This window comes from Amycolatopsis sp. lyj-346 (assembly GCF_046548975.1).
Lineage (GTDB): Bacteria > Actinomycetota > Actinomycetes > Mycobacteriales > Pseudonocardiaceae > Amycolatopsis.
In genome coordinates this window covers 154,833-169,404 of record NZ_JAJPWT010000003.1, presented here as the reverse complement: position 1 = coordinate 169,404, position 14,572 = coordinate 154,833, and the positions used below count along the sequence as shown (strand labels likewise).

Sequence of the window (14,572 nt, the reverse complement as noted above, 5' to 3'; positions counted from 1 at the left end):
CCCGCCTGTTTCCTGTCTAGGGTAGGCCCTCCGGGCGACCTCCGTCAGGGTTTCCCGCGGCTTGTCGCTCAGCGGTGCGTGATAAAAGAGGAGATTTCCGTGACGTCCGAGGTCCGAACCGACGCTGTCGACGCCGTCGTGCTGGTCGGGGGCAAGGGCACGCGCCTCCGGCCATTGACCCTGTCGGCGCCGAAGCCGATGCTCCCCACAGCCGGGACGCCCTACCTGAGCCACCTGTTCTCCCGCATCCGCGAGGCCGGCATCCGGCACGTCGTGCTGGGCACGAGCTACCGGGCGGAGGTGTTCGAGGAGTACTTCGGCGACGGCAAGTCCATCGGCCTGGACCTGGAGTACGTGGTCGAGGAGGAGCCGCTCGACACCGCGGGCGCCATCCGCAACGTCCACGACAAGCTGCGTGCCGAGCAGGTGATCGTCTTCAACGGCGACATCATTTCCGGCTCGGACCTCGGTGAGCAGCTGCGCGTGCACCGCGAGTCCGGCGCCGACGTCACGCTGCACCTGCAGCGCGTCCCGGACCCGAGCCGGTTCGGGTCGGTGCCGACCGACGAGACCGGCCGCGTCCAGGCGTTCCTCGAGAAGAGCCCGAACCCGCCGACCGACCAGATCAACGCCGGCTGCTACGTCTTCCGCCGCCCGGTGATCGAGGCCATCCCGACCGGCAGGCGGGTGTCGGTGGAGCGGGAGACGTTCCCGCAGCTGCTGGAGCAGGGCGCGCACATCCAGGGGTTCGTCGACAGCTCCTACTGGCTGGACGTCGGCACGCCGGAAGCGTTCGTGCGCGGCTCGGCCGACCTGGTGCGCGGCCTGGCGCCGACGTCGGCGCTGCCCGGCCGTCCCGGTGACTTCCTGGTCCTCGACGGTGCGTCGGTGGCCGAGGACGCCCAGCTCAGCGGCGGTTCGACGATCGGCGTCGCCGCTGTGGTCGGCTCGGGCGCGAAGATCGACGGCTCGGTGCTCTTCGACGGCGCGGCCGTGTCCGAAGGCGCGATCGTCGAGCGCTCGGTGCTCGGGCACGGCGCCCGCGTCGGCGCCGGCGCGGTGCTGCGCGGCGTGGTGCTGGGCGACGGCGTGTCCGTCGGGGCCGGCTGCGAGCTCCTGGACGGCGCCCGCGTGTGGCCGGACGTCGTCCTGCCCGACGGTTCCATCCGGTTCTCGAGCGACGCGTAGCCCGGTGTTCTGGCGTCCCGCGTTCGAGGTCGACCTGGGCCGGGTCCTGGATCCGCTGAAGCGCGGCCGCGGGTCGCTCAACATCCTCACCGACGAGCGCGGCATCACCTGGCTCGCGACGAACACGCCCGACGGCCCCGGCACGCTCGCCCTGCGCCGCCTGTCCGACGGCCGCATCGAGGCCGCGGCCTGGGGCGAGGCGAAGGACCGCCTGCTCACCGGGGTGCCTGCCCTGCTCGGGGCAGACGACGACGATTCGGGGTTCGTCGCGCACCACGACGTCGTCGCGCGGGCCCGCCGGGCGCATCCGGGCCTGCGGCTCGGCGCGACCGGGGTGGTGTGGGACTGGCTCGTGCTCGCCGTGCTGGAGCAGAAGGTGACAGGCAAGGAAGCGATCCGCTCGTGGGCCGAGCTGTGCCGCCGGTTCGGCGCCCGCCCGCCCGGCCCGGCACCCGAGCGGCTGCGCGTGCCGCCGACACCGGCGGTGCTGAGGGCGCTGCCGGACTGGCACTGGCACCGCGCGGGAGTCGACATCAAGCGCCGGACGGCCCTGCTGAACGCGGCCCGGGTGGCGCCGCACCTGGAACGCGCGGTCGAACTGCGCGGGCTCGAGGGCCGGCACTGGCTGCGCCAGGTCCCGGGCATCGGGGTGTGGACGGCGGCGGAGATCGCCCAGCGCGCCTGGGGCGACCCGGACGCGGTGAGCTTCGGCGACTACAACATCCCGTCGATGGTGGGCAACGCGGTGCTGGGCACGAAGCTCGACGACGCGGGGATGGCCGAGGTGCTGGCACCGTACGCGCCTCAGCGGCAGCGGGCGGTGCGCTACCTGGCGGCGGCGGGCCACACGCGCCCGCGGTTCGGCCCGCGGATCGAGCTGCGCGACTACCGCGCGATGTGAGGAGCCGGCGCCTTCCGGCGGTTGGCTACTGCTGCGGCGGGGGCGGGTACGGCGGCTGCTCGCCCGGGAAACCCGGCGGTGGCTGCTGGCCGGGGTAACCCTGCTGCGGCCCGCCATACCCCTGCTGCGGTGGGTAACCCGGCGGCTGCTGCCCCGGAAAACCCTGCTGCCCGGGAAAACCTTGCTGCCCGGGAAAGCCCTGCTGCGGCGGATATCCCGGCTGTTGCTGGTACCCCGGGTACTGCGGCGGGTACGGCGGCTGCTTCGGCTTGTTCCCGTTCACGACGAGCAGCACCACCGCCGCGACGCCGCCGATCACCACCAGCAGGATCAGCAGCGTCAGGACGCTCAGCATCAGCCGTTCCCCTCGTCGAGTGCCGCGCGGACGATCGACAGCGCCTCGGCGTCGTCGAGGCCGAGCTTACGGGTGGTCTTCGCGTATTCCGCCGCCGCCTGCTGGGCGCGGCGGCGGGTCTGGTCGCCCGCCGCCGCGACGAAGCTGCCCGCGCGGCCGCGGGTCTCGATCAGGCCCGCTTCCTCCAGTTCGCGGTACGCCCGCGCCACCGTGTTCGGGGCGATGCCCAGGTCGGCCGCGAGCCGGCGGACCGTGGGCAGCTTCGTGCCGACGGCCAGGCTCCGGTCGTTGATCCGCGTCGCGAGCCCGGACCGGACCTGCTCGTACGGCGGGACCGGCGAACCGCTGTCGAAGGGGACGATCACCAGCTCTGCGGGCCCGCTCCCGGCCCCGGCAACGGCTGCTGCGGGAACGACGGACCCTGCGGCGCGTACTGCTGCGGCGCCGGCGGATACCCCGGCTGCTGCGGGTACCCCTGCTGCTGCGACGGCGGCGGGTAACCCGGCGCGAACCCCGGCTGCGACGGCGGCGCGAACCCCGGCTGCGCGAATCCCGGCGACGGCGGCGCAGCCCCGGCCGGTGCGAAGCCCGGCTGCGCGAAACCCTGCGAACCCGCCGGCGCGAAGCCCTGCGGCGCCCCCGCGAACCCTTGCTGCGGCGGGAAACCCGGGTTGGGCGGGAACTGCCCGCTCTTCTTCATCGCCTCTTCGCGGCGCATCTTCGACACCCGCACCGCCACCGCGATGACGAACACGATGATGCCCAGGATGATCAGCCCGAGCACGATGTACCCGAACACGCCGGTGTCGCCGCCACCGCCGGAGTGGTAGTGCACCCGCTCCGGGAACTGTGTAGCCATGTGGTCCCTCCCTGTCCGCGATCCAGGTTAGTGCCCGGCACCGACAGGAACGGCCGCTTTCACCAGATCGGCGAGATCCTCCGAACCGGCCGGGAGCGCGTCCGACGGCCACCACCGCAGGTCGTCGGACTCGTCGCTGCGCACCGGCGACGCGCCCGGCGGGGCGTGCACCGCGAACCGGACGTCGAAGTGCCGGGTCGGCACCCCCAGCGAGCACGTGATCGGGTGGACGTCGAGGTGCACCGGCGCGGCGGAAATCCGCAGCCCGGAGATCCCCGACTCCTCGGTCGCTTCCCGCAGCGCCGCTCCGGCCAGTGACGCGTCCGACGGCTCGCAGTGGCCGCCGAGCTGCAGCCACCGCCCGACCCGCGGGTGCAGCGTCAGCAGCACCCGGGTGCCGGTGTGGTCCAGCACGACCGCCGACGCGGTCAGGTGCCCGGCCGCGCAGGACCGCTCACAGCTGTCCGGACGCGCGGCCAGAAAGCCCAGGAAGGCCTGGCGCAGCGACTCCTGGGAGGCGATCGCAGGCCGCCACGACGCCAGCGTCGCGACGGCGTCCGCGTGCAGGGTCACAGCTCCAGCAGTCCTTCCCCGGCCAGGGCCGGTCCGCGCGGTTCCGGCTCGGTGAGCGGCACGCCGATCGCGACCGAGCCGAGCGGCTGCCAGCGTTCGTCGAGACCGAGGACGTCCCGGACGACGTCGGCGGCGAAGATCGTCGACCCGATCCAGCACGAACCGAGGCCCTCGGCCGCCAGCGCGACCAGCAGGCCCTGGACCGCGGCGCCGCCGGCCACGGTGAACATGGTCTTCTCGCACTCGTTGCGGCGGTCGTCGCGGTAGGTGTGCGCGCCGTCCGGCACCAGGAACGGGATGACGACTTCGGGGGCCCGGTACAGGATGTCGCCCCGGCCGAGCCGCTTCGCGATCTGCTCCGGCGTGAAGCCGTCCCCGGTCAGGTCGGCTTGCCACGATTCGCGCATCGCGTCGAGCAGCTTCGTCCGGACGCCGGGATCGCGCAGCCAGACGAACCGGACCGGGTGCGTGTGGTGCGGCGCGGGGGCGGTCAGCGCGGAGCCCACCGCCCGCCGGATCGAGGTGGGGGAGACCGGCTCGTCCGCGAACTGCCGCACCGAACGCCGGGCGGGGACGGCCTCGCGGCGGCCCTGGGCGACGGCTTCGTTGGCCCCCAGCCGGAAGAGGTCCTCCTCCAGCGGGCGGATCAGGTCCCGCGCGGTCGAGCCGTCGTCGACGATGTCGACCCCGCGCACGACCGCGACCGGTGTCCCGCCGAGCTTGCCCTTGACCAGGTCGGCGGCCGCGGCGAGCTCGTCGGCGACGGCGACCTCGGTGACGGCGAGCTCGTTGCCCTGGCTGTCGACCTGCCCGCGGTAGGCGTGCAGCACACGCAGCCCGGACGAGCCGATGGCGGCGTCGGTCTGCCCGACCCGCCAGGCCCGGCCCATGGTGTCGGTGACGACGACGGCGACCTCGACGCCGAGCCGCTCCCGCAGCCCGTTGCGCAGCGCGAGCGCGGAAGCATCCGGGTCGGCGGGCAGCAGCGCGACCTCGTCACCGGCCACATTGGACGCGTCGATGCCGGACGCGGCCTGCACGATCCCCAGGTGGTTCTGGGTGATCACCGTGCGCGCGATCCGCGCGACGATCCGCACGGACTCCTGCTCGACGAGCTTCCGGCGCTCGGCGTCGCGGGCTTCGGGGTCGCTGGGCACGCGGATGAGCCTGCCCTCGGCCTTGGACACGATCTTGCTGGTCACGACCAGCACGTCACCGGAGCGCAGCCAGGGCGCGGCGGCCGCGATGGCGCCCGTCAGGTCGTCGCCGGGGCGGAACTCGGGCAGCCCGGTGACGGGCAGGACCTCCAGCTTGGGGGCAGCGTGGTCAGCGGTGTCAGGCAACGGGGGCTCCAGCCAGGTCGAGGGCGGCGCGGGCCATCGCCGCGGTCGCGTCCACATCGGACATCAGCAGCGGGACGTCGCGGACGGTCACGCCCGGTACGTCGGCCGTCTCGCCCTCGGCGATCAGCCAGCCGTCGAGCACGCCGCCGTCCTTGCGCGAACCGTAGTGCCGGCCGACGGCCTCGGCCGAGGTCTCGACGCCGATCGCGGTCAAGCACGCGTCGGCCATCCCGCGCAGCGCCTTGCCGCCGATGATCGGGGACACCCCGACGACGCCGGCGGACGTTTTGCGCAGCGCGTCCCGCACGCCCGGCACGCCCAGCACGGTGCCCACCGACACGACCGGGTTCGACGGCGCGAACAGCACGGCGTCGGCGTCCTTGAGCGCCTCCAGCACGCCCGGCGCGGGCTTGGCCTCGTCGTTGCCGACCGCGACGATCGAGTGCGCCTTCGGCTCGGCGCGGTAGCGCACCCACCACTCCTGGAAGTGGACGGCCTTCTGCTGCCCGTCCTGCTCCGGGTCGTCGATCACGACGTGCGTCTCGACGCGGTCGTCGGACATCGGCAGCAGCCGGACGCCGGGCTGCCAGCGGTCGCACAGGGCCTCGGTCACCGCCGAGAGCGGGTAACCCGCGCGCAGCATCCGCGAGCGGATCAGGTGGGTGGCGATGTCCTTGTCGCCGAGCCCGAACCAGTCCGGCTCGGCGCCGTAGGCGGCCAGCTCCTCCTTGACGACCCAGGTCTCGCCCGAATGCCCCCAGCCGCGTTCGGAGTCGATCCCGCCGCCCAGGGTGTACATGCAGGTGTCCAGGTCGGGACAGATCCGCAGCCCGTGCATCCAGACGTCGTCGCCGGTGTTGACCAGCGCCGTCACCTCGTGCTCCGAGTCCCCGGAACCTTCCGCCGGCATGCCCAGCGCTGCCTTCACACCCAGCAGGAAACGGGCCCCGCCCACTCCGCCGACCACTACCACGATCTTCACGACGTCGAATCCTCGCACGAGCCGGGTGCGGGCACCCAGTACCGGTATCTGTGGTGCGGGGCGTAGCCGAGCCCCGCGTAGAGCGCGAGCGCGCCCGAGTTCCCCTCCGCCACCTGCAACACCGCGCCCGCCGCCCCGTGTTCCACGCCCCAGGTCTGCACCGCGCCCATCAGCGCCGACGCCAGCCCGCGGCGGCGGAGGGCCGGGGCGACTTCGAGGCGCCCGACGTGCAGCCAGTCGTCGACCAGCGCGCCGCGGACGACCCCGGCGACGGCACCGTCGAGCTCCGCGACGCCGTAGCCGACCTTCCCGCCGGTCAGCACCTGCCGCGCGGCCGGGGAGTCCTCGCCCGGCCGCAGCGCCAGCTCCCACCACTCCGGCACCGGCTCATCCGCCACTTTCCCCAGGAAAGATGCGTCCGAGGGGCCGGAGGCGTCACTTTCCCTAGGAAAGATGCGTCCGGCGGCGAGCGGGGCGGTGAGGACGACGACCTCGTGGCCGGCGCCGTGGCCGGTGGCCGGGAGCCACCCGGCCGCGGCGATCGCCTGCTCGTTCGGGCTGTCGCGGACCACCTGCACCATCGGGGCGATGCCCCGGTCGTGGGCGAAATCACACACCGCGCGCAGGGCCCCGGCGGCCGGGCGGCCGGGGTCGCCTACGGCGAGCGCGCTGTTGGCGCGCCCGGTGAAGCCGCCGGCCCAGCGCAAGCGCCACTCACCCAAGGGATCCTCCACCAGGGGCTGCCATGCTTTGCTGCAGGTGATTTCGAGCGTCTCGGGGGCGTTCACCGCTAGATTGTGACGGAGGCGGTGAAAGTCGCGGAGTGGATTTCGGCAGGAGGTGACCGTGGGTATCCAGCGCAAGGACGAGCGGCACAACGAGAAGCTCGTCGACGAGATCGCCGAAGGGTTCAACCGAGCCGTGGGGGAGAAGAAGCCCGAAATCGACACAGACGAAGCCCCCAAGCCGCGCTTCGTCATCACCGGTGACGCCCGGGCCACCCCGCCCCCGCGCCGCCGGGCGAGGTGAGCGCCATACCCGGAGTATGGCTAAGGCTTGCCTCACCGACCGAACGGGTGCCGACGCCGCGTAATGTCGGCACCGACTGGCTGTTTGCAGAGACTGTCTTTGCAGAGATATGCGGGAGTGCGCAGTGACCTACGTGATCGCCGAGCCCTGCGTCGACGTGCTCGACAAGGCGTGTATCGACGAGTGCCCCGTGGACTGCATCTACGAGGGCGAGCGGATGCTGTACATCCATCCGGACGAGTGTGTCGACTGCGGCGCCTGCGAGCCGGTCTGCCCGGTCGAGGCGATCTACTACGAGGACGACGTCCCGGACAACTGGTCGGACTACACCAAGGCGAACGTCGACTTCTTCGACGAGCTCGGTTCGCCCGGTGGTGCGTCCAAGGTCGGCAAGACGGCCCACGACCCGGCCTTCATCAAGGCGCTGCCCCCGCAGGGCGAATGAACCGCATCGCCCTGCCCGACTTCCCCTGGGATTCGCTCGCCGAGGTCAAGGCCACGGCCCAGGCGCATCCCGGCGGGGTCGTCGACCTCTCCATCGGCACGCCGGTCGACCCGGTCCCGGAGGGCATCCGCGAGGCGCTGGCCTCGGTCTCGGAGATCCCCGGGTACCCGACCACCCACGGCATCCCGGCCCTGCGTGAAGCCGCGCGCGGGGCGCTTTCGCGGCGTCACGGCGTCGACGGCATCGAGCCGGACGCCGTGCTGCCGACGATCGGGTCCAAGGAGGCCGTGGCCTGGCTGCCGCGGTTGCTCGGCTTCGGGCCCGGCGACGTCGTCGTCATCCCGGAGCTGGCTTATCCGACGTACGAGGTCGGCGTGCTGCTGGCGGGCGCGTCGATCCTGCGGACCGACGGCCTGACCGCACTCGGCCCGCAGAAGCCGGCGATGATCTGGCTGAACTCGCCGTCCAACCCGACCGGCCGGGTGCTGCCGGTCGAGCACCTGCGCAAGGTCGTCGAGTGGGCGCGCGAGCGCGACGTCGTCGTGGTCTCCGACGAGTGCTACCTGGCGCTCGGCTGGGAGTCCGCCCCGCTGTCGGTGCTGCACCCGGACGTCTGCGACGGCCGGACCGACGGGCTGATCGCGGTGCACTCGCTGTCGAAGTCGGCGAACCTGGCCAGCTACCGCGCCGGGTTCCTGACCGGTGACCCCCGCCTGATCAAGCAGCTCCTGGAAGTCCGCAAGCACGCGGGCATGATCGTGCCGCGCCCGGTCCAGGAGGCGATGGTCGCCGCGCTGACCGACGACGAGGCCCTGCACGCACAACGCGAGCGCTACGCCCGCCGCCGGCTCGTCCTGCGGAAGGCGTTGCTGGACAACGGCTTCCGCATCGACCACTCCGAAGCGGGGCTCTACCTGTGGGCCACCCGCGACGAAGACGCCGCCACGACGGTCCGGTGGCTGGCCGGCCGCGGGATCCTGGTCGCGCCCGGGACGTTCTACGGCCCGAAGGGCGGCAAACACGTCCGCGTCGCGCTGACCGCGACGGACGAGCGCGTCGACGCCGCCGTGGAGCGGCTGACTCAGTAGTCCCGGCCGGTGAGGCCCCGGTAGATGAACCGGGTGAGCATCTCGACCGCCTCTTCGTCGGTCGGCGGTGCCCAGTCCGGCGGTGAGCCGTGCAGCCACGTCGCCGCGAACGAGTCGACGAGGTTGTACATCAGCATGCCGCAGCGGTCGGGTTCCGCCGGGAGCCGGAGCCCGGCGCGGGTGATGTGCGCGAGGTGGTCGTCGAGGTCGGCCGCCTGGGACGCGCCGAACTGCGCGATCGTGCGCGCGAACGACTCGCTGACCATCGCCGCCTGGCGCAGGGCCAGCATGGTCGCGGCGTTCTCCCGGTAGAAGTCCCAGTACTGCTTGACGTGCCAGCGCACGGCCGCCGGATCGCCGAAGTCGGCCAGGTGGTCGGCGCGCTCGGCACTCTCGTCCCCGGACGCCGCGATGTCGGCCAGGAGCGCCTCGAGCAGCTCCTCCTTGCTCGCGAAGTGGTTGTAGAACGACCCCGCGGCCCGGCCCGCTTCGGCGGTGATGTCGGTGATCTTCGTGTTCAGGTAGCCCTTCCGGGCGAAGACGCGCTTGGCCGCGGCCTTGAGCGCCCCCTCGGTCTCCGCGGCCTTCTCCTTGCGGCTCGTCGCCGTCATCGCCACCTCCCTTGACACGGGACGCTAGCAGCGCCATTCTGAATTCGGATTCACTGAATTCAGATTCACTGAGAGGGTGGCATGGACACACGGGTGCTGATCGCGGGAGCGGGACCGACCGGGCTGACGCTGGCCATCGAACTGGCGCGGCGCGACGTCGCCGTGCGGATCATCGACAAGGCCGAGACGTACTTCGCCGGCTCGCGCGGCGACGGCATGCAGCCGCGCACGCTGGAGGTCTTCGAGGACCTGGGCGTGCTCGACGCGGTGCTGGCCGCGGGCATGGCGCCGGTGCCGATCAAGATCCACCTCGGCGGCGAGGTGGTCGGCGAGCGGATGATGTTCGACCCGGTCGAGCCGACGCCGTCGAAGCCGTACCCGACCGGCTGGTTCCTCGGCCAGTCGCAGACCGAGGGCATCCTGCGCGACCGGCTGGCCGAGTTCGGCGTGCGCGTCGAGCTCGCGACCGAGCTGACCGGCTTCGAACAGGACGGCGACGGCGTCACGGCGACGCTGAGCACGGGCGAGACCGTCCGTGCGGAGTACCTGGTGGGCGCCGACGGCGGCAAGAGCTTCGTGCGCAAGACGCTGGGGATCGCGTTCGAGGGCACGACCGACGAGTCGATCCGGATGCTGCTCGGCGACGTCCGGGCCGAGGGCCTCGACCGCAACTACGGCCACTGGTTCGCGACTCCGGACGAGCCGATGTGCGGCATGGTGTTCAGCCCGCTGCCGGGCACCCCGCACTTCCAGTTCGGCGCGGCCCTCGGCGACGGCGAGACCGACGTCGAGACGGCGTTGCCCGCGGTCCAGGCCCGGCTCGACACGCTGAGCGGCGGCACGGTCCGGCTGTCCGACCTGGCCTGGTCGACGGTGTGGCGCCCGAACATCCGCTTGGCGGCCCGCTTCCGCGACGGCCGGGTGTTCCTCGCCGGCGACGCGGCGCACGTCCACCCGCCGACGGGCGGCCAGGGCCTGAACACCGGTGTCCAGGACGGCTACAACCTGGGCTGGAAGCTCGCGGACGGTTCACCCGGATTGCTGGACAGCTACGAGATCGAACGGCGCACGGTCGCGGCCCGGGTGCTGGGGGTCTCGGCGGGCCTGCTGCAGAAGTACGTCGACGGCGACGAGGACGCCCACCGGCGTGGCGAGGACACGCAGCAGCTGGACATCACGTACCGGGGTGGCCCGCTGTCGCCGCCGGGGACGGGGCAGCTGCGGCCGGGTGACCGGGCACCGGACGCGCCGCTGGTGGACGCGAACGGCAAGCCGGTGCGGCTGTTCGAGCTGTTCCGCGGCCCGCACGCGACGGAACTGCTCTTCGGCGACGGCCCGGCTCCGGGCTACCGGATCCTGCCGGCGGGGAGCGTGGCGACGGGAACGGACCTGGTCGACGAGGGCGGCCACGCGTACGCGGCTTACGAGGCTTCGGGTGGCCGCCGGGTGCTCATCCGGCCGGACGGTTACGTCTGGTCGATCTCCTGACGGCGACGTTCGAAGGGCAGGGTGGGTCAGGCGTGGAGGGCCTTCGCGGCCGCGTCGACCGCGGCCCAGGAGGCTCGCCAGGTGGCGCGGGCCTCGGCGCGGCGGGTCAGCTCGCGCTCGGCGATGCGGCCCGCGACGAACCCCATCGGGCCGTCCGCCGACTCCAGGACCGTGCGCATCCGCTCGGCCGCGAGCACCGCGTCCTGGTGGTCACCGAGCACGGTCTGGAAGTCCTTCGTCGCCTTGAGCAGGTGCTTGATCCGGGCCGCCTGCTTCTTCTTCGCCGACGTCTGGGCCAGCTCAGCCGCGTAACGCAGCTTCTTGCCGTGGATGCGCAACGCGTGCAGGTCGTCGTCCGGAGGGTCCGCCGGCAACGCGTGGACCGCCTTCGCCAGCTTCCGGTGCGGCTTCGCCAGGCCCGCGATCAGGTCGTGCGAGCGGGCGGCCTCCGGAGTGAACTCCGCCCGCGTCAGCAGGCTCACCTCGCGCAGCAACGTCGAATACCGGGCACTCGACAGCGCCCGCGTCAGGCGCCGCTTCGCCGTGGCGCGCTCACGGACGAACTTCGCCACCAGGCGGCGGCCCGGCGCCTGGTCGCGGACCTCGAAACCGGCGATGACCTCGCGCAGGTGCCCGATCAGCACGTCGAAGTCGCGGACCTCGCCGAGGGACTGGCCGAGCCAGCCCAGCTCCGCGCGCACCGGCTCGGCGCCGTCGCCGACCAGCCGTCCGGACAGCTTCAGCACGCTGCGCATCCGCCGCAGCGCCACGCGCATCTGGTGCAGGTCCTCCGGGTCCGCGCCCGAGCGCGTGCCCGGTTCGTGCGCCAGCAGCGCGCGGATCTCGCGGTCGAGCTTGGCCCGCACGTGGTGGACCGCCGGGTCGGCCGGACGCGCTTCGACGGGCGCGTCCGGCAGCCCCAGCTCGGCCGCCGTGCGACGCAGCGATTCGGTGGTCACCCCCCGAATGGTAGGTGAACGATCGCCCTCAGTCGTTGGCGTGCAGTGCCGCGTTCAGCTCGACGCCGGACCCGGTCCGCGGCACGACCTCGACCGCGCCGGTCGCCGAGTTGCGGCGGAACACCGCGCCCGAAATGCCGTTGAGCTCGCGGGCCTTGACGACCTTGCCCTCGACGACGACCTTCGTGCCCGCCGTCACGTACAGGCCCGCCTCGACGACCGAGTCGTCGCCCAGCGAGATCCCGACGCCGCCGTTCGCGCCGATCAGGCAGCGTTCGCCCAGCGAGATCGTCTCCTTGCCGCCACCCGAGAGCGTGCCCATGATCGACGCGCCGCCGCCGACGTCCGAGCCGTCGCCGACGACCACACCGGCCGAGATGCGGCCCTCGACCATCGACGCGCCGAGCGTGCCGGCGTTGAAGTTGACGAAGCCCTCGTGCATCACGGTCGTGCCGGACGCCAGGTGCGCGCCGAGCCGGACGCGGTCCGCGTCGCCGATCCGCACGCCGGACGGCAGGACGTAGTCGACCATCCGCGGGAACTTGTCGACGCTGTGGACGGTCACCGCACCGCGCGCCCGCAGCCGCAGCCGGGTCGTCTCGAAGCCCTCGACCGGGCACGGGCCGTGGTTGGTCCACACGACGTTGGCCAGCAGGCCGAAGAGGCCGTCGAGGTTCTGGCCGTGCGGGCGGACCAGGCGGTGCGAGAGCAGGTGCAGCCGCAGGTAGATGTCGTGGGTGTCGGCCGGGGCGTCGGCGAGCTTGCCGATCGTGGTGCGCACGGCGACGACCTCGACCCCGCGGTCGGTGTCCTCGCCGAGCAGCGCCGCGGCGGCCTCGCCGAGCAGCTCCTTCGCCTCGTCCGCGCTCAGGCGTTCCGTGCCTTGGGTGCCGGCCGTGTCGTTCTCGGTCAGCTTGGGGTGCGGGTACCAGGTGTCGAGGACCGTCCCGTCGGTCGTGACGGTGGCCAGCCCGACGCCGCTGGCGCCGGTCGTTTCGGGGTTCGGGCTCTGCTCGCTCACGGCCCTCACCGTAGTGGAGTGACGCGGATCAACCACTCGTGGGCCGCGCGTCTACCTGCTTCTTCAGGCCCGAAAGGGCGGCGGCGATGTCGACCAGCGCCTGCGAGCACGGACCGCCCGCGGCCGGGACGGTCGTGCATCCCGCGCTCCGGAACGCCCCGACGGCCTGCTCCAGCTTGGCGGCCTCGGCGGTCAGCTGCGGGTCGCGGTCGTCCGCGCGCTTGCGGGCCGCGCCCGGCACGTTGGCGACCTCCGTGACGTACTTCTCACAGCCCTTCGGCAGCTGGGTGCGCGGGCTCGCGTGGCACTGGTCGACGGTCAGCGCGGCCAGCTTCGTCGGGAGCGCGTCCGGGCTGGGCTCGCCGCGGGTGCGCGGGGGCGTGGGCCCGGCCTCGGTCCCGCAGCCCGACAGGACCAGGACCAGCAACGCGCCGCCCACGGCGACCGGGAACCTAAGCACACCCCCACGGTAGCGTGCGGGTCATGAGCCTCGACCTGCACGCCGACCCCGTGGACCTGACCGCAGCGCTCGTGGACACCTTCAGCGTGTCCGGCGCCGAGGCGGAGCTGGCCACCGCGGTGGCGGACGCGCTGCGCGCGCAGGCCCCGCACCTCGAGGTCGTCCGCAACGGCGACGCCGTCCTCGCGCGGACCAACCTCGGCCGCGGATCGCGGGTCGTGCTCGCCGGGCACCTGGACACCGTGCCGGAGAACGGCAACTTCCCTTCGCGCCGCGAAGGCACCGGCGACGAAGAGATCCTGCACGGCCTCGGCACGGTCGACATGAAGGGCGGCGACGCGGTCTTCCTGCACCTGGCGGCGACGCTGCCCTCGCCCAAGCACGACGTCACGTTCGTCTTCTACGACAACGAAGAGGTCGAAGCGGTCAAGAACGGCCTCGGCCGGATCGAGCGCGAGCTGCCCGAGTGGCTGGCCGGCGACCTGGCGATCGTCGGCGAGCCGTCGAACGGCGTGATCGAGGCCGGCTGCCAGGGCACCATGCGCGTCGAGCTGCGTCTTTCCGGGACGCGGGCGCACACCGCGCGGGCGTGGATGGGCGAGAACGCGATCCACGCGCTGGCCGAGCCGCTGCGACGGCTGGCGGAGTACACGCCGCGCATCGTCGACATCGACGGCCTCACCTACCGCGAGGGTCTCCAGGCGACTTCGATCAGCGGCGGCGTGGCCGGCAACGTCGTCCCGGACGCGGCCGTGCTGACGGTGAACCACCGCTTCGCCCCGGACCGCGACGCGGCGGCGGCCGAGCGCCACCTGCGCGAGGTATTCGACGGTTTCGAACTGTCCGTTGTGGACCTTTCGCCGGGCGCGCTGCCGGGTTTGTCGGCCCCGGCGGCGGCGGAACTGGTGGCGGCGGCCGGCGGCCGCGCGGCGGCCAAGCTGGGCTGGACCGACGTGGCGCGCTTCGCGGCCCGCGGCATGCCGGCGGTGAACTTCGGCCCGGGCAACCCGACGCTGGCGCACACGAAGCAGGAAAACGTCCGGACGGCGGAGATCCGCCAGGTGACGGAAGTCCTCCGCAAGTTCCTGACCTGAGCCCCCAGCGCCCCAAGGTGGCCTTCGGTGCGCCCAAAGACGCATCTTTCCTAGGGAAAGTGACGTTTTTTGGGACTTGTGGGACTGGTGGGACTTGTGGTGTTCAGGCCCAACGCACCCAAGGCCGCCTTGGGGCGTTGTGGCGGTCGTCACATGGGCGGGCTCTGAGCTGCGGT

The 14,572-nt window shown here is 72.7% G+C and carries 18 protein-coding genes; 7 read left to right on the top strand and 11 right to left on the bottom strand.

Features of this window, described 5'->3' with window-relative positions:
• The first annotated feature begins 99 nt into the window (after positions 1 to 99).
• Both ACLJQE_RS12400 and ACLJQE_RS12395 read left to right on the top strand, forming a co-directional pair.
• Entirely contained in the window at positions 100 to 1,188 is a 1,089-nt protein-coding gene (locus ACLJQE_RS12400; RefSeq protein WP_410639329.1) for a sugar phosphate nucleotidyltransferase, read from the top strand.
• Positions 1,189 to 1,192: 4 nt separating this feature from the next.
• On the top strand, positions 1,193 to 2,089 hold the full coding sequence (locus tag ACLJQE_RS12395) for a DNA-3-methyladenine glycosylase family protein (RefSeq protein ID WP_410639328.1): 897 nt from the start codon (positions 1,193 to 1,195) through the stop codon (positions 2,087 to 2,089).
• Positions 2,090 to 2,114: 25 nt separating this feature from the next.
• Here ACLJQE_RS12395 and ACLJQE_RS12390 read toward each other — a convergent pair whose 3' ends face one another.
• From ACLJQE_RS12390 to ACLJQE_RS12360, 7 genes are read right to left on the bottom strand one after another with little or no spacing between them, the layout of a single operon-like run.
• Complete coding sequence (locus ACLJQE_RS12390; RefSeq protein WP_410639327.1) at positions 2,115 to 2,444, bottom strand: hypothetical protein; 330 nt, start codon at positions 2,442 to 2,444, stop codon at positions 2,115 to 2,117.
• A complete protein-coding gene (locus tag ACLJQE_RS12385; protein WP_410639326.1) occupies positions 2,444 to 2,809 on the bottom strand; it encodes a GntR family transcriptional regulator in 366 nt (121 codons plus the stop codon). Before ACLJQE_RS12385 ends, ACLJQE_RS12390 begins: the two co-directional genes overlap by 1 nt.
• Positions 2,806 to 3,303, bottom strand: a complete 498-nt coding sequence (locus ACLJQE_RS12380) for a hypothetical protein (RefSeq protein WP_410639325.1) — start codon at positions 3,301 to 3,303, stop codon at positions 2,806 to 2,808. Before ACLJQE_RS12380 ends, ACLJQE_RS12385 begins: the two co-directional genes overlap by 4 nt.
• 27 nt (positions 3,304 to 3,330) lie before the next feature.
• Positions 3,331 to 3,876 carry an NUDIX hydrolase gene (locus tag ACLJQE_RS12375; RefSeq protein WP_410639324.1) on the bottom strand — a complete coding sequence of 182 codons (546 nt, stop codon included), beginning with the start codon at positions 3,874 to 3,876 and terminating at the stop codon, positions 3,331 to 3,333.
• Positions 3,873 to 5,276 (bottom strand): coenzyme F420-0:L-glutamate ligase, encoded by a 1,404-nt coding sequence (locus ACLJQE_RS12370; protein ID WP_410639323.1) that lies wholly within the window; start codon positions 5,274 to 5,276, stop codon positions 3,873 to 3,875. Before ACLJQE_RS12370 ends, ACLJQE_RS12375 begins: the two co-directional genes overlap by 4 nt.
• Positions 5,212 to 6,201 (bottom strand): 2-phospho-L-lactate transferase, encoded by a 990-nt coding sequence (cofD, locus tag ACLJQE_RS12365; RefSeq protein WP_410639322.1) that lies wholly within the window; start codon positions 6,199 to 6,201, stop codon positions 5,212 to 5,214. The genes ACLJQE_RS12370 and cofD overlap by 65 nt, the downstream gene beginning before the upstream one ends.
• Positions 6,198 to 6,989 (bottom strand): GNAT family N-acetyltransferase, encoded by a 792-nt coding sequence (locus ACLJQE_RS12360; protein ID WP_410639321.1) that lies wholly within the window; start codon positions 6,987 to 6,989, stop codon positions 6,198 to 6,200. The genes cofD and ACLJQE_RS12360 overlap by 4 nt, the downstream gene beginning before the upstream one ends.
• A gap of 58 nt (positions 6,990 to 7,047) precedes the next feature.
• Here ACLJQE_RS12360 and ACLJQE_RS12355 point away from each other — a divergent pair, with 58 nt between their 5' ends.
• From ACLJQE_RS12355 to dapC, 3 genes are all read left to right on the top strand, one after another.
• Positions 7,048 to 7,230 (top strand): hypothetical protein, encoded by a 183-nt coding sequence (locus ACLJQE_RS12355; RefSeq protein ID WP_410639320.1) that lies wholly within the window; start codon positions 7,048 to 7,050, stop codon positions 7,228 to 7,230.
• Positions 7,231 to 7,354: 124 nt separating this feature from the next.
• The gene (gene fdxA, locus ACLJQE_RS12350; protein ID WP_003083029.1) at positions 7,355 to 7,675 is read left to right on the top strand and encodes a ferredoxin; all 321 of its coding nucleotides are present in this window, start codon (positions 7,355 to 7,357) and stop codon (positions 7,673 to 7,675) included.
• Entirely contained in the window at positions 7,672 to 8,763 is a 1,092-nt protein-coding gene (gene dapC, locus ACLJQE_RS12345; protein WP_410639319.1) for a succinyldiaminopimelate transaminase, read from the top strand. Before fdxA ends, dapC begins: the two co-directional genes overlap by 4 nt.
• Here the strand turns inward: dapC and ACLJQE_RS12340 are convergent.
• Positions 8,757 to 9,374 carry a TetR/AcrR family transcriptional regulator gene (locus ACLJQE_RS12340; protein ID WP_410639318.1) on the bottom strand — a complete coding sequence of 206 codons (618 nt, stop codon included), beginning with the start codon at positions 9,372 to 9,374 and terminating at the stop codon, positions 8,757 to 8,759. The two genes, dapC and ACLJQE_RS12340, sit on opposite strands and share 7 nt — an antisense overlap.
• A gap of 81 nt (positions 9,375 to 9,455) precedes the next feature.
• On the opposite strand from ACLJQE_RS12340, the gene ACLJQE_RS12335 reads away from it, so the two are divergent.
• A complete protein-coding gene (locus ACLJQE_RS12335) occupies positions 9,456 to 10,862 on the top strand; it encodes an FAD-dependent monooxygenase (protein WP_410639317.1) in 1,407 nt (468 codons plus the stop codon).
• Between the two features lie 26 nt (positions 10,863 to 10,888).
• Here the strand turns inward: ACLJQE_RS12335 and ACLJQE_RS12330 are convergent, their stop codons facing one another.
• The 3 genes from ACLJQE_RS12330 to ACLJQE_RS12320 are packed head-to-tail and all read right to left on the bottom strand — an operon-like array spanning position 10,889 to position 13,302.
• On the bottom strand, positions 10,889 to 11,821 hold the full coding sequence (locus tag ACLJQE_RS12330) for a CHAD domain-containing protein (protein ID WP_410639316.1): 933 nt from the start codon (positions 11,819 to 11,821) through the stop codon (positions 10,889 to 10,891).
• Positions 11,822 to 11,849: 28 nt separating this feature from the next.
• Positions 11,850 to 12,842, bottom strand: a complete 993-nt coding sequence (gene dapD / locus ACLJQE_RS12325) for a 2,3,4,5-tetrahydropyridine-2,6-dicarboxylate N-succinyltransferase (protein WP_410639315.1) — start codon at positions 12,840 to 12,842, stop codon at positions 11,850 to 11,852.
• 28 nt (positions 12,843 to 12,870) lie between these two features.
• Positions 12,871 to 13,302, bottom strand: a complete 432-nt coding sequence (locus ACLJQE_RS12320) for a hypothetical protein (protein WP_410639314.1) — start codon at positions 13,300 to 13,302, stop codon at positions 12,871 to 12,873.
• Between the two features lie 23 nt (positions 13,303 to 13,325).
• Here ACLJQE_RS12320 and dapE point away from each other — a divergent pair, with 23 nt between their 5' ends.
• Complete coding sequence (gene dapE / locus ACLJQE_RS12315) at positions 13,326 to 14,396, top strand: succinyl-diaminopimelate desuccinylase (RefSeq protein WP_410639313.1); 1,071 nt, start codon at positions 13,326 to 13,328, stop codon at positions 14,394 to 14,396.
• Positions 14,397 to 14,572: the final 176 nt, after the last annotated feature.